Origin of the sequence: Undibacterium sp. 14-3-2 (assembly GCF_016595265.1) — a bacterium.
GTDB classification, from domain to species: domain Bacteria; phylum Pseudomonadota; class Gammaproteobacteria; order Burkholderiales; family Burkholderiaceae_D; genus Undibacterium; species Undibacterium aquatile.
On sequence record NZ_JAENGS010000004.1, the window covers coordinates 131,733 to 144,774 of the forward strand.

Genomic DNA, 13,042 nt, shown 5'->3' on the forward strand with positions numbered 1-13,042 from the left:
TGAGATAGGTGACATGTTGGAGGCGGGTTGGAGGCGAAGATGTTCAGTAGCATGAAGACTGCGTCACCAATCAGCCTGAGAGACTCAGGACTGATGCGAAATTGTTACGACCAGCAGCCGCAACGCTGCTGGAGCCGTTTTGCATCAGTCCTAATTAAAAGAAAAAGTGTAAGTCACATCCACTGCCGACTCATTGCCTGCGCGCCCGATCACCGTGATGCGGCGGGTTAATTGCCAACTCAGACGAATCGCACCGCTGGCATCGCCAAGACCACGCTCCACAGAAAGCACAAGCCCCGGCATCAGTCTTTTTCCAACGCTAACGACCTTATCACTGCCGGAAGAACTACTGGTACCAGTAGCGCCAGCCACCGTCTGTACCGGAACATGTGAAGACGAATTCTGTCCGGAAGCACCAATTGAGAATTCATCAAAGCCCAGCCCTTGCACAATATCGCGCGGAATATTCCGACTGCCATCGCCGCCGAAGATCGCGGTCGCTGCCGACATCAGTAAAGAAGCATCGCCACCGGCTAACTGATCAGAACCCCGCCCCAATACCAGCCAGGATAACTTCTCAGCATCAGGCACCGCTGGCTCTGATACCAGCCGCACCTGCGGCGCAGCAACGCTGCCCACCACTTCAACCCCAGCCTCCACGGCCAGCCCCTGACGCAAGGCACGGATATTCAGTCCAGGGTTCGCCGGTGGCCCCTGAAAATTCAGTATGCCGCGCTCAATCGCGAGCTGCTGTCCATACCCTTCGTACACACCTCTGACCGTATTGATCGTGCCGGTTGCCTGCAACGGACTGCCATCAATCGAGCGCATACGCAAACTGCCGGCTAGCCCGGTATCGAGTCCGCGACCAACAAAAACAAAACGGGGTCCCATGTCAAAGCTGACATCCACGCGGGTCTTCAAGCCTTTTTTCACTGGCACTGCATCTGCCGTTCTGGTTTCACGTTTATCCGATTTTCGCGTGACATGAACGTCGCTGGATAAACCAGGTGGCGGCATTTTAGGCAATTTAAAATAGGCGCCATCCGCCATCACTTTTCCGGTCAGACTCCAGATATTTTTCGACTCAATAATACTGGCCTGCCCCGATACCACCAGCCAGCGATCTTTTCTTTGCAGCATCGGAAATTGCTGCCATTGCGCCTGTATCGATCCGGTTTCTTTACCAATATCAATCTCGCCGCTGGCATTGAATTCCCCGCGTTTGCCAAGCATGTCCACACCTTTAAACTGCGCATGTGGTGGCAACATGGTCACCGTATTTGAAAACTGCAATTGACTGAGTGTCAGTCGATCGTCTTCAACATGCGCTTCCAATATACCGTTTGGCAGTAACAAGCCCTCAGACGCAAATGCAAGTTCCAGCTCACGGCCGCTGACATCCGCACGATAACGTGGCTTGCCTATCGTTCCCATCAGCATACCATCCACATTTAATTTTCCCTTCAGTACAACGCCGGGATTAATCAATGGGCCCAGCCATTCAAGATCAGGAATCAATGCCTTGATGCGTCCGTTTAATCCGGCACCGGACAAGATCGTCCATCGCCCGTCCTGCTTACTCAGGAAAGAATCCGCATTCACCTGCCATTGTCCCAGACGGGCGCCATCCGCTGTCGCAGTCAGTTGCATGCGTTCGCCATCGGTACCTGCAACCAGACCGCCCATGCGCAATTGCATCAACACATTACGTATGCCGAGAGGCACCGGGGTGCCGGTACCGTCAGGATCATTGAAGCGCAAATCCCCGCTTTGCCGCTCAATACGAATATCGCCGCGCACGCTGTCTTTCAGTTGCAGATCCCATTTGGCATTCAGTTTCAGATTTCCGGTGACCGTGTATTGCGGCCGGAACAGGTTGACCACATCCAGCAGACGCACATCGCTCATACTGCCCTTAGTAGTCAGCGTGCCGGGTAACCACTCAAACTGGTCCAGTGTCAGCTTGGCCATCTCACTTTGCAATTGCAGACTGCCGAGCCGCAAAGAATCTGGCGTGATCTGCAAACTGGCGGGACTCACTAAACGCAGATCAGGTTTCCCCGTCAGCGCCAGTGACTGCAATTGTCCTTTCCATTCCCAATGACTCAGATCATTTTTTGCACCGACACTGAGTGCGCCATCCGCAGCCAGATTCAATTGCTGTTTGCTGCTGAATGCAACTTCCGCCTGCAAGGTATGCGCCGCTTTTTTACCTTTGAGTTGCACATGCAGTTGCCGTATTTTTTCTTTCTGTACGGCGCTAGACAGATCGGCATCATTCAGGACGGGAAAATCGCCACCCAGTTGCTGCGCACTGATGTCGCCGTCAATCTGCCCATCCAGACCTTTACTCAGGCTGAGCTTGCCGGATAATTTTGCAACGGTATAGGTTTTATTATTTTGCGAGAAACTGAATTGTTCCGCCTCCGTCGTCAGGCTACCCGCCATGTCATTAAAGCGCCCCTGCAACTGCACATCGGCTTTCAACTTGCCGCCGAAGGCCAGTGAGCCGCTGCCGAACAAGGTATTTAATTCGGATAGTTCCGGCGCATCGAGATTCAGCGTCAGCACGTCGCCCACCGCGCCCCATGCCCCCTGCCCTTTCAGCACATTTTTACCCCAACGCAGATCCAGCTGACGCAACATTAATTGCTGATCCTGACGCCATTGCAGATCGACATTCCCTTGCACAGCTTGTCCGGCATATTGCCCATGTAACGCGGGTAGCTTTGCCTGCAATTGCAGGCGTGGCTGTAATTGTCCATCGGTACTGAATTCCGCCTGCAAACGTCCGGCAGGTGTCGTCATCCAACGGGCAGGATCAAAATTACTGAGATTGCCTTTGAAATGAAATACCTGATTGCCGCTGAAAGCTATCTCCCCCTTCGCGTCCAGACGGGAATCTTCCGCCTGCAATTCAAATTTGCTTAAGCTCAGCAATACTTTATTCAGATCGTAGGTGAGTTCGGCATTGAGGCGTGCTTTGCCATCGTTCAGTTGCGCCTGCGTCAGTATTGTCTGATTTGCCGCCGTCTGCACTTGGGCACTACCATTAATGTGCGTAGTGTGTAAGCGCTGATCTATCTGGTTCAGATCAATGTTCGTCAAACTCAGTTGCGCATGGGCACGGGTCGCGGTTCCCTGCAGATCAAGGCTGGCATCACCACGAATCTGACCTTTACTTTCAACTTGCACTACCAGATTACTGAAATCCAGATGCGTCGCTTGCCAGTTCAGGCTCGCACTGACTGAACGAAGCGGTATCGCATTTCTGTTGAGTGGGCCGGATGCAACATTCGTGACAGAAATCTCACCTTCAACATAGTTGGCTGAGGCTGGCTGAATGATATTTTTCGCAGTACTTTTTGTAATATTTTTTTCGGTATTCTGAGGTGCTTTTTGTTGTGTTTTTTGAGCTACTTTTTGCTGTGCGTTTTGCTCTGATTTTGGCCGCAAATCTGCCAGCAGCCGCAGATCGGCTTCCGGTGCGGCGCTGGCCCAGGCAGCCGGATTGAAATGTTGAATATCGACATGGGCGCTTTTGAAGATCTGCGCGTCGAATGGTGCAATCAAGGCGCTGGCCGTGCCATTCAGGTGTGCTGTTTTTTTATCTGCGACCGGCTTTTTTTCTACCTCAGCAGAAACCGCCGGTGTGATTAATTTTTCCTGCAGTTGCGCCTGTAAAGCGAGTTGCAGTTCCTGCAGGCTGCCAGCAACCTGAAGTTGTGCCGCGACTGGCGGCACATCGGCTCTGACTTGCCCCTGCAACAGCGCATTGCCCTTGAGAGCGAATGGACGCTGACCCGCCATCGTTGCCGATGTTACGTTGGCATTTCCCCATGGTGAGCTTAACGCCAGTTGGGCACGATACTGCTGCGCGACGAATTGCAATGACCCCTTCAACGCCGTCAGCGTCACGACTTCTTTTTGTTTACCACCGGCGAGAATATCGGCCACCACCAAGCGTCCCAGCGCCAGCTCACGCGCCTGCAATGCAAACGGTAACCCCAGATCAGTGGGCAAACTTGCAGGCGTGTTGCTGGATGCGGTCGCTACCAGCAAAGAGCTGGCCTGCAAGCGATCAACCAGCACTTGCTTATGCCATAAAGCAGCAGGATGCCAGCTTAACTGCACGCCGCTGGCTTTGATTTCCAGCGTTGGCGTTTTCAGCAGCAACTCATCAATCTGAATGTCATCGCCGATACTGCCCCGGATGCCATTCGCTTTGAGACTACCCAGACTCACATAATCAATCAGGGCAAATAAACTCCGGCTGCCACTCTCGGTTTTAACGACCCAGGTCAGCAGCAGTCCGCAGCACAGTAACAGCAAAACCAGTACACACAAAAAATGAAATATCCAGGAGCGCCGCTGACGTGCAGGCGGAATACTTGCAGTCGTCTGTTCAGGGTTGGCCGGTGTCTCTGTTTTTTCGATGTCGGTCATATCAGAAGGCAATCGCGATAGAAAAATCCAGGCGCGCTTTTCTGGTTTGCAAACCGTAAGCAAGATCAAGCGCAATCGGCCCGGCCGGTGTGTGATAACGGCCACCGACACCCAGCGATTTATGCAAACTGAATTTCTTCCAACTGTCGGCGGCATCACCGGCATCAACAAAGCTGGCGACACCCCAGATGCTGTTGAGCCAGTGTACATATTCTGCGCTGGCAACGCCCATCACACGCCCGCCAGTAACGGCGCTCGGATGCTGAACACCCAGACTTTGGTAAGCATAGCCACGCACCGTTGAACTGCCGCCGGTACGGAATAAATAATCTTCAGGAATGCCTTCATTTTTCGGAGAAAAAACCTGACCGGCTTCGGCTCGCAGAATAACGCTATCGGTGCGCCCGACCGGTATCCAGCGTTGATATTTACCGTAACTACGGATGAAACGCTGATCAGACAACAAAGCTTTTTCGGAAATATCCAGATCGAATTGATAAATCTCGCCACGGCGCGGCGCAAACGCATTATCCACATCACGCCAGGTCCAGCCTACGCTGGCAACCAGCGCCTTGCTGACGGAATCATCTTCGCCTTCAACCTCTTTTCGTTCGCGTATCAGTTTCAGTGCCAGCCTTTGTTCGATATGGCCGTGGGTATTCGTGCGCTTGATCCCGACGGCATTGCGTAAGGACTTCACACCGGAAACGTCCTGCCTGTCCATGATCACACCGAACGAATCGAGTTTATTGTCGTGCGGTGGCAGATAGATATCGGCATAGCCCAACTGACGCTTTTGTTCTATCCGTATCGCGCTGCGCAGATCCCATGCTTTTTCAAGGATGTCGCGGTCGCGATAAGCGATCTCGCCGCGAAAACCGGTATTGCTGCTGTAACCGACACCGAAACTGAGATCGCGCGCTTTGCGCTCGATCAGGTTCACCTCAACCGGTACTGCGCTGGCTTTTTCAGGATCGGGATCTATCGATACCGCCACTGTTCCAAAATAAGGCGAATTTTGTAAATTGCGCTGAAATTCGAGTAAGCGACTGCGTGAATAGGCTTCGCCGCGCACCGGTGGCTGATAGCGATCGAGCAGCCATTGCGGATAGCGTTGCAAACCGGTGACCCGTAATTCGCCCAGAAAAAATGGTGGCCCGCTATCGACTTCGACCTGTAAATCGGCGCGATAATTATCGGCATCGACGTTCGCTGCACTATCCGTAATCCGCGCTGCGGCATAGACGTCGGAACGCAGTGTTTCGGTCAACTGTGTTTTGGCATCGCGCCAGTCAGACTCACGGAAAAATTGCCCGACACCGAGCCCCCAGTCTTCGATCAGACCAATACGCCGCTGTTTTGCGATCGCATCGTCCGCCGCAAGTGCATCGGCAAACGCTCCCTGAAAAGTCAGTGTGACATTTTCTATGCCGGTGCGTTGCCCGGCATCGACCACAACCTCGATCACTTTTTCGGCGACATTCGCATTGGCTGAATTTGAATTGGCCGTAGTACCGACATCATCGAGATTACGAAATTCTATCTGCGGTGAGAAATAACCTTCAGTGGCGAGAATACCGCTGATGTCCTGCCGTAAGCGACGGATTAAACCCGGTGTGACGTTCTGGGATTCGGCGCTGCCGGAAAACTCGGCAATATGCTCGCGCAGCAGACTGGCCCAGTCAGTGTTCGCGGCCTGCAAACGGAAACGTCCACTGGTGCGGCGAATGACGACGTCCGCATCACCTTCGGCGACGCTCTCCGATTCTGGTGCTGCCTGTGTCTGCGCCAGCGGCACAGCTGGCGGCAACACTGGTTTTTCCTGTGCCAAAACAGGTATTACCGCTGCGTATAACAGCCAGCTGGAAAAACCCAGACATTTGCGAGTAGGCATCATGCTGATTTATTTTGTCGCCAGCCCGACGCGGTTGATACCCAGTTTTTTGGCTTCAGAAATCACCTGCACCACGTCGTCATAAATAATGCCTTTATCCGCAGAAACCAGTACCGACAGATCGGGTTTTGCTTCGTGATATTCGCGCAATTTCAGCAGCAGTTGCTGGCGATTTTTCGCCTGTTCTTTGCTTTCCTGACGATTATTTCCATTGCTGCCGTTTTTGCTGTTGACGCTGATAGTTGCGAGCTCATTCGGTCGCAAAGTGACTTCAATATATTCTGACGGCGGCTGTGTCGATTGACCAGCCGTCGGCAAATTGATCACGCTGGGATTAGTCATCGGTGCGCACACCATGAAAATCACCAGCAATACCAGCATCACGTCGATGTAGGGAACAACGTTAATTTCGGCTTTGAATTTGCGTTTACGTTCGCCACGCAGGTAACTCATGCTGACTCACTTTGCATTAGCGTGACTGACGCTGAAGAATGTTCGAGAACTCTTCAATAAAAGTTTCAAAACGAATCGCCAGACGATCAATGTCATGCGAATAATGGTTGTACGCCAGCACCGCAGGAATCGCGGCAAACAAACCAATCGCAGTCGCAATCAGCGCCTCGGCAATACCCGGCGCCACCGCAGCCAGCGTCGCTTGCTGCACATTTGCCAGACCACGGAAAGAATTCATAATCCCCCAGACGGTACCGAACAAACCGATGTAAGGCGACACTGAACCGACCGAAGCAAGGAAAGATAAATGCGCTTCCAGCATATCCATCTCGCGCTGATACGCGGCGCGCATCGCACGGCGGGCACCATCGAGCATCGCGCTGGCATCCAGCGAAGCTTTATTGGCGTTCTTCACTTTATGGTATTCGCTCATACCGGCTTCAAAAATACGTTCCAGCGAACCGGTTTTATCGCGACCGCGACGGTTGCTGGTGGCATCCTGATACAGCTCGACCAGATTGCCGCCGGACCAGAAATTCCGTTCAAAGATTTCGGTCTGCGCACGTGCCTTTTTGATCGCAAACATTTTGCTGAAGATATAGGTCCAGCTGGTCAGAGACACGCCCAGCAGAATCAACATGACCAGTTTCACCAGTACTGAGGCATTGCTGATCAGGCTTAAAAAAGAAAGGTCTTGAGTAACGTTCATATTGAATCAGAGTTGAGAACAACAAATAACAAAGGGTAAAAAGTACATTCTGATCGCCTGGCAAGCGCCAGCAACATCAGGCAGATCAGGCAGAAATTTTTTCCGCGACCACATCCGGGATGACTGCCGGGCGCAAGCTTTCCGTGCCGACGCAGCCGACTTTAATCTTGCCGCTGGCCAGCAGGCGCTCGCCGCACCAGGCTTCCTGGGCAAACACGATCGACGCCCGTCCGAGCTTTTCGACCACGGCGGTGATACGGAGTTCATCGTCGAGCCTGGCGGGTGCATGATACTCGACTGTGCTTGCTTTGACGACAAACATTACCTGATGCGTCTGCGTGATTTCCTGCTGATGTATGCCGGTGGCGCGCAGCCATTCAGTGCGGGCACGTTCAAAAAACTTCAGGTAATTCGCATAAAAGACGATGCCGCCTGCGTCCGTGTCTTCGTAATACACACGCACATTCCAGTTGAAATTATTCATGATGAGCAGCTGATTTTCGCTTTTTTAACTAGGTGTTTTTCATAAACAGGGGGAGTATCTGCCTGTTTCGCCTTAATGTCAGCATAAACAAAGGGCTTTTAAATATACTCCCCCCAGTATTATTTCAGCAAAAATCTGCTCAAACGACGTTGCGTTTGATGTTCAGCGGGCCGAAACCCTGGCAGGTCGGCATCATTTCGATATAGTTGATGTTGACATGCGCGGGCAAAGTCGCAATCCAGTAGGCGGTTTCAGCAATATCAACCGAGGTTAATGGCACCGTGCCTTCATAGACTTTCGCGGCAGCATCGTCATTGCCACGGAAACGCACATTTGAAAATTCTGTACCGCCACATAAGCCCGGTGCAATATTCGTCGTACGCACGCCGGTACCTGCCATATCCGCCCGCAGATTTTTGGTGAACTGATCGACAAAGGCTTTGGTCGCACCATATACATTGCCGCCCGGATAAGCGGTTGAGCCAGCAATCGAGCCGATATTAATGATCATGCCGCTGTTACGCGCCACCATGTCAGGCAGAACCGCCCGCGTCACGGTCACCAGACCTTTGGTGTTGGTATCGATCATGGTTTCCCACTCTTCCTGCGAGGCCAGATGAGCGGGTTCGGTTCCCAATGCCAGACCGGCATTATTGATCAGCACATCGATTTTTTTCCAGGCAGCAGGCAAATCCGCCAGCGCCTGCAGTATCGAAGACTTTTGCGTCACATCCATCGTGACCGGCAATAATTTATCTCCCAGCTCTGCGTGCAAAGCAGACAAACGTTCGAGCCGACGGGCGGCAGCGATGACCTGATGACCTTCGCGTACAAATTTACGCGCCATTTCTTCGCCAAAACCTGAGCTTGCACCAGTAATTAATACGATCATGCTGAAATCCTTTATGCCGTTGAATAAAAAAATGCGCTTGTTTGCCGTGTTTGCCGCGTCTGTCGTAGCCGGAAACAAATATCTGTCAGATATCTATTCTAAGGGCTTTTGCGATACAGGTCAGAACAGTCAGACTGCGACTAAAATGAAAGCAGTTAATTTTTAGCAAAATAACCATATCTGCCATGTGCCGATGAGTGGCTTGCCCATTCAAAGCGCATCACGTAAAATCTCAGCACCATTTTGTCTCACGTGACTGGCGAAATTGTGGCTGATCCCGATCAGGGCGGCTGCAAAAGATGGAGATCCATCGGGAAGCGTGAGATGTCGGGGTCACTGTGTTCCGTGATCCCAGCCGTGCGCCTGGGTAGCCTGATGGTAAAAGTAGTGAGGCTGCCTCTCTTCGTCCGCGTCAGACTGACACCTCATTGAAGTCAATCACCAATCTCGTTTACTTAAACAGTTTAATGCGCTTGTTGAATTCACTTATTTAACTCACTCTCACGATAGTCAGGAAAACCATGTTTGCAAAAAACCATACTCTCGCCAATATCGATCCCGAATTGTTCGCGACGATACAATTAGAAAACCAGCGTCAGGAAGATCACATTGAGCTGATCGCGTCTGAAAACTACACTTCGCCAGCCGTGATGGAAGCACAAGGCTCACAGCTGACAAACAAATATGCCGAAGGCTATCCGGGCAAACGTTACTACGGCGGCTGCGAACACGTTGATGTGGTCGAACAACTGGCGATTGATCGTCTGAAGCAATTGTTTGGTGCCAACTTTGCTAACGTACAGCCAAACTCAGGCTCGCAAGCGAATCAGGGCGTGTTTTTTGCGCTGCTGAATCCGGGCGACACCATCATGGGCATGAGCCTCGCTGAAGGTGGTCATCTGACCCACGGCATGCCGCTGAATATGTCGGGTAAATGGTTCAATGTTGTGTCTTATGGCCTGAACGCACAGGAAGACATCGATTACGATGCGATGGAAAAACTGGCGCGCGAAACCAAACCAAAACTGATCATCGCCGGTGCTTCTGCATTTGCACTGCGTATTGATTTTGAACGTTTCGGCAAAATCGCCAAAGAAGTCGGCGCGTATTTCATGGTCGATATGGCGCATTACGCTGGTTTGATCGCTGCGGGTGTGTATCCAAACCCAGTGCCGTTTGCTGACGTCGTCACTTCCACAACGCATAAGAGCCTGCGCGGCCCACGCGGCGGTATCATTCTGAGCAATGACGAAGCGATCGCCAAGAAAATCAATTCCGCTATTTTCCCTGGTATTCAGGGTGGTCCATTGATGCATGTCATCGCAGGTAAAGCGGTTGCATTTAAAGAAGCGCTGTCTCCTGAATTCAAAGAATATCAGCAACAAGTCATCAAAAATGCGGCAGCACTGGCGCAAACACTGACAGAACGCGGTCTGCGCATCGTTTCCGGCCACACTGAATCTCATGTGATGCTGGTGGATCTGCGTCCTAAAGGTCTGACAGGCAAAGAAGCCGAAGCAATCCTCGGTTCCGCACACATGACTTGCAATAAAAACGGCATCCCTAACGATCCGCAAAAACCGATGGTCACTTCTGGTATCCGTCTGGGTAGCCCGGCATTTACTACCCGTGGTTTCAAAGAAGCGGAAGCAATTAAAGTCGGTCATCTGATTGCTGACGTGCTGGATAATCCTAACGATGCCGCAACCATAGAACGCGTTAAAGCAGAAGTAAAAAAACTGACCAGCGCTTTCCCTGTGTACGCGAAGTAATTTCTGGTCGCCATCAAAACGCCACTCAGCCGAGTGGCGTTTTTTTAATTGTCGCTGTCTGACAGACAAACTCACCCACTACGGCTCTATTCATGAAATGTCCTTACTGCCATCATATTGATACTCAGGTCATCGATACGCGTGTTTCCGAAGAAGGCAATGTTATCCGTCGTCGTCGTCGCTGCGCAGATTGTGATAAGCGCTTCACCACGTATGAACGGGTGGAGCTGGTGATGCCCGTCATCGTCAAGAAAAATGGCAGCCGCACTGAATATGAATCGAATAAGCTGCGCGCCAGCTTCATGCTTGCGCTGCGCAAACGCCCGGTATCCGCCGAAGCCATCGACAGCGCCATTCAACGCATAGAAGAAAAATTGCTCTCCAGTGGCGAACGGGAAATCATGTCCGTCCATCTGGGCGAACTGGTCATGCACGAATTAAAACGTCTCGATAAAATCGCCTACATCCGTTTTGCTTCGGTGTACAAAAGTTTTAAAGACATCTCTGAATTCGCCGAGGCGATACAAGAAGTGAATGTCGACAACAAAACTTCAAAAAATAAATAAGCAACATGGAGCACATGAACACCGCTGGCTGGCTGGTTGCCGCCTTTGCGGTTCTGATTACCGGGATTTCTAAATCAGGGCTGGGTGGTGCATTGGGCGGCCTGGCCGTTCCCTTTCTTTCGCTGTGGATTTCACCGCGTAACGCAGCAGCAGTGATGCTGCCTATCCTGATCGCGATGGATATGGTCGGCATCCGCGCCTGGAGCGGCAAAGCCGACTGGCGTGATCTGAAAGTGCTGATACCGGGCGCCATCGTCGGCATCGTGCTGGGAACGCTGGCCTTTGGTGTCATGTCCGACCAACTGGTGAAAGGACTGATAGGGCTGATCGCCGTCGGTTTCACCCTCGACCGGCTACTACGTCATCGCGGGCAGGCAACGACAGAACAGCGTCCGCCACGTATTTTTGGCTGGCTCAGCGGCGTTGGTGCTGGCTTTACCAGCACACTGGCGCATGCCGGCGGGCCACCGGTGATGATCTATCTGCTGTCTTGGCGGCAGCCGCGGGAAACCTTCGTCGCGACCACGGTCTTTTTCTTTTCCGTCATCAACCTGGCGAAACTGCCTTTTTACATCGCGCTCGGCCTGTTCAGCATCGACACACTGACAATGTCAGCCTTACTGCTGCCGCTGGTACCAGTGGGCGTGTGGATAGGCATGCGTCTTTTACAGCGCATCCCGGAACGTCCGTTTTATCTGTTCGCAACCGCAGCGCTCGGGCTTTCCGGCGTCAAACTATTGTGGGATGGATCGATGGCGTAAGTTTATGCCGTGCTTAGGTCGCGAGAGCAATGGCATGCTCCACATGCTGTGTCTGACATCTCTTTGCACCATTGTTTTGCTGTGTACTGTGCCCCAATTCGGGTACGGGTCATCTAAGTAATGCGGTTCCTCACCGCAGATTTATTCTTCTGAGCATCCCAGCTTCATACTACCATTCCAGTTTTGTTGCGGTGATAGAGTAATGGGAACATTTACACAAGCTGCCTCCACACAGATGAAAGCACGCCCTTCATCATCTGCAAGATCAGCAATTTGTCGCGCGCCCTCATCCCAGGGAGTCCATACGACCGTATCGGGAAAACCATGCTTGTCAATTTGCAGCTCGCCAAGGCCGGTCTGCAAAATCAGATGATCTGGTGTTTGCGCATAAATACTGTCGATCGCATTTTTCACAATCAATTGATCCATTCCGCTTGCCGCTGCATTTGCCTGCGTGAGCTTGTCGTAACTGGGGCTATTTGCCAGCCCCAGTATCGTCGCAAATTGCCCTTCTGCGACGCGGAAATAGGTATGCAACGCAGCCTGAAACGACATTGTTTGTACGCCCTCATTCCGCACTTGCCAATCGACCTGTAAGGCATGGTCGGTTAAGGTGATGCGTATCGTTGCAGTAAATGAATGCGGCCAAAGCTGCATACTTTCAGGGGTATCCGTCAGCACCAGTGTAGCGCTTGCCGCATCGTCGTTCTGCTGCACATCCTCAAGCCGCCAAATTGCCGTGCGGGCAAATCCATGCTTGGGCAACGGCCCCAAGTCAGCAAACTGAGGAAAGATGACAGGAATGCCGCCACGCAAAGGCTGACGCTGATCCGGGGAAGCAAGACGACTCATAAATAACTGTTCATCGCGACCGGCCGGTGACCAGGAGGCGATATGTGCGCCTTGAACACGGATATTGCATCGCGCATGATTTTTGGTATGCAACGCTATCCAGTCTGTATTTGTTTTTTTATTGTTGTTCATCATCGATGAATTTTGATTAATTTTGATCAATTCACTTACAACGTCGCCATTTATACGACATCGTATAACATTTAACAG

The 13,042-nt window shown here is 51.9% G+C and carries 10 protein-coding genes and 1 riboswitch; of the genes, 3 read left to right on the forward strand and 7 right to left on the reverse strand.

The window, feature by feature from the left end:
* Nucleotides 1-150 precede the first annotated feature (150 nt).
* From Undi14_RS10665 to Undi14_RS10690, 6 genes are all read right to left on the reverse strand, one after another.
* A complete protein-coding gene (locus tag Undi14_RS10665) occupies nt 151-4,449 on the reverse strand; it encodes a translocation/assembly module TamB domain-containing protein (RefSeq protein ID WP_200180110.1) in 4,299 nt (1,432 codons plus the stop codon).
* Between the two features lies 1 nt (nt 4,450).
* On the reverse strand, nt 4,451-6,346 hold the full coding sequence (locus Undi14_RS10670; protein ID WP_200180118.1) for an autotransporter assembly complex family protein: 1,896 nt from the start codon (nt 6,344-6,346) through the stop codon (nt 4,451-4,453).
* 6 nt (nt 6,347-6,352) lie between these two features.
* Nucleotides 6,353-6,796, reverse strand: a complete 444-nt coding sequence (locus Undi14_RS10675) for a biopolymer transporter ExbD (RefSeq protein WP_200180125.1) — start codon at nt 6,794-6,796, stop codon at nt 6,353-6,355.
* A 16-nt stretch (nt 6,797-6,812) separates the two neighbouring features.
* Entirely contained in the window at nt 6,813-7,505 is a 693-nt protein-coding gene (gene tolQ / locus Undi14_RS10680) for a protein TolQ (protein ID WP_200180127.1), read from the reverse strand.
* A gap of 85 nt (nt 7,506-7,590) precedes the next feature.
* Complete coding sequence (gene ybgC / locus Undi14_RS10685) at nt 7,591-7,992, reverse strand: tol-pal system-associated acyl-CoA thioesterase (RefSeq protein ID WP_200180451.1); 402 nt, start codon at nt 7,990-7,992, stop codon at nt 7,591-7,593.
* A gap of 136 nt (nt 7,993-8,128) precedes the next feature.
* Nucleotides 8,129-8,881 carry an SDR family NAD(P)-dependent oxidoreductase gene (locus tag Undi14_RS10690; protein ID WP_200180129.1) on the reverse strand — a complete coding sequence of 251 codons (753 nt, stop codon included), beginning with the start codon at nt 8,879-8,881 and terminating at the stop codon, nt 8,129-8,131.
* A 242-nt stretch (nt 8,882-9,123) separates the two neighbouring features.
* A riboswitch (ZMP/ZTP riboswitch) is annotated at nt 9,124-9,257 on the forward strand.
* A 145-nt stretch (nt 9,258-9,402) separates the two neighbouring features.
* Here Undi14_RS10690 and glyA point away from each other — a divergent pair.
* The 3 genes from glyA (at nt 9,403) to Undi14_RS10705 (ending at nt 11,980) form a co-directional block, all read left to right on the forward strand.
* Nucleotides 9,403-10,653: a serine hydroxymethyltransferase gene (gene glyA, locus Undi14_RS10695; RefSeq protein WP_200180131.1), complete on the forward strand. Its 1,251-nt coding sequence runs from the start codon at nt 9,403-9,405 to the stop codon at nt 10,651-10,653.
* A 92-nt stretch (nt 10,654-10,745) separates the two neighbouring features.
* A complete protein-coding gene (gene nrdR, locus Undi14_RS10700) occupies nt 10,746-11,219 on the forward strand; it encodes a transcriptional regulator NrdR (RefSeq protein ID WP_186885172.1) in 474 nt (157 codons plus the stop codon).
* A gap of 14 nt (nt 11,220-11,233) precedes the next feature.
* Nucleotides 11,234-11,980 carry a sulfite exporter TauE/SafE family protein gene (locus tag Undi14_RS10705; RefSeq protein WP_200180132.1) on the forward strand — a complete coding sequence of 249 codons (747 nt, stop codon included), beginning with the start codon at nt 11,234-11,236 and terminating at the stop codon, nt 11,978-11,980.
* A gap of 141 nt (nt 11,981-12,121) precedes the next feature.
* On the opposite strand, the gene Undi14_RS10710 is transcribed toward Undi14_RS10705, so the two are convergent.
* A complete protein-coding gene (locus tag Undi14_RS10710; RefSeq protein WP_200180133.1) occupies nt 12,122-12,967 on the reverse strand; it encodes a D-hexose-6-phosphate mutarotase in 846 nt (281 codons plus the stop codon).
* Between the last annotated feature and the right edge of the window lie 75 nt (nt 12,968-13,042).

What these genes read in the sequence shown, in the direction of transcription:
- Undi14_RS10665 (WP_200180110.1), bottom strand. Translation starts at nt 4,449, where the DNA reads ATGACCGACATCGAAAAAACAGAGACACCGGCCAACCCTGAACAGACG.
- Undi14_RS10670 (WP_200180118.1), bottom strand. Translation starts at nt 6,346, where the DNA reads ATGATGCCTACTCGCAAATGTCTGGGTTTTTCCAGCTGGCTGTTATAC.
- Undi14_RS10675 (WP_200180125.1), bottom strand. Translation starts at nt 6,796, where the DNA reads ATGAGTTACCTGCGTGGCGAACGTAAACGCAAATTCAAAGCCGAAATT.
- tolQ (WP_200180127.1), bottom strand. Translation starts at nt 7,505, where the DNA reads ATGAACGTTACTCAAGACCTTTCTTTTTTAAGCCTGATCAGCAATGCC.
- Undi14_RS10690 (WP_200180129.1), bottom strand. Translation starts at nt 8,881, where the DNA reads ATGATCGTATTAATTACTGGTGCAAGCTCAGGTTTTGGCGAAGAAATG.
- glyA (WP_200180131.1), top strand. Translation starts at nt 9,403, where the DNA reads ATGTTTGCAAAAAACCATACTCTCGCCAATATCGATCCCGAATTGTTC.
- nrdR (WP_186885172.1), top strand. Translation starts at nt 10,746, where the DNA reads ATGAAATGTCCTTACTGCCATCATATTGATACTCAGGTCATCGATACG.
- Undi14_RS10705 (WP_200180132.1), top strand. Translation starts at nt 11,234, where the DNA reads ATGAACACCGCTGGCTGGCTGGTTGCCGCCTTTGCGGTTCTGATTACC.
- Undi14_RS10710 (WP_200180133.1), bottom strand. Translation starts at nt 12,967, where the DNA reads ATGATGAACAACAATAAAAAAACAAATACAGACTGGATAGCGTTGCAT.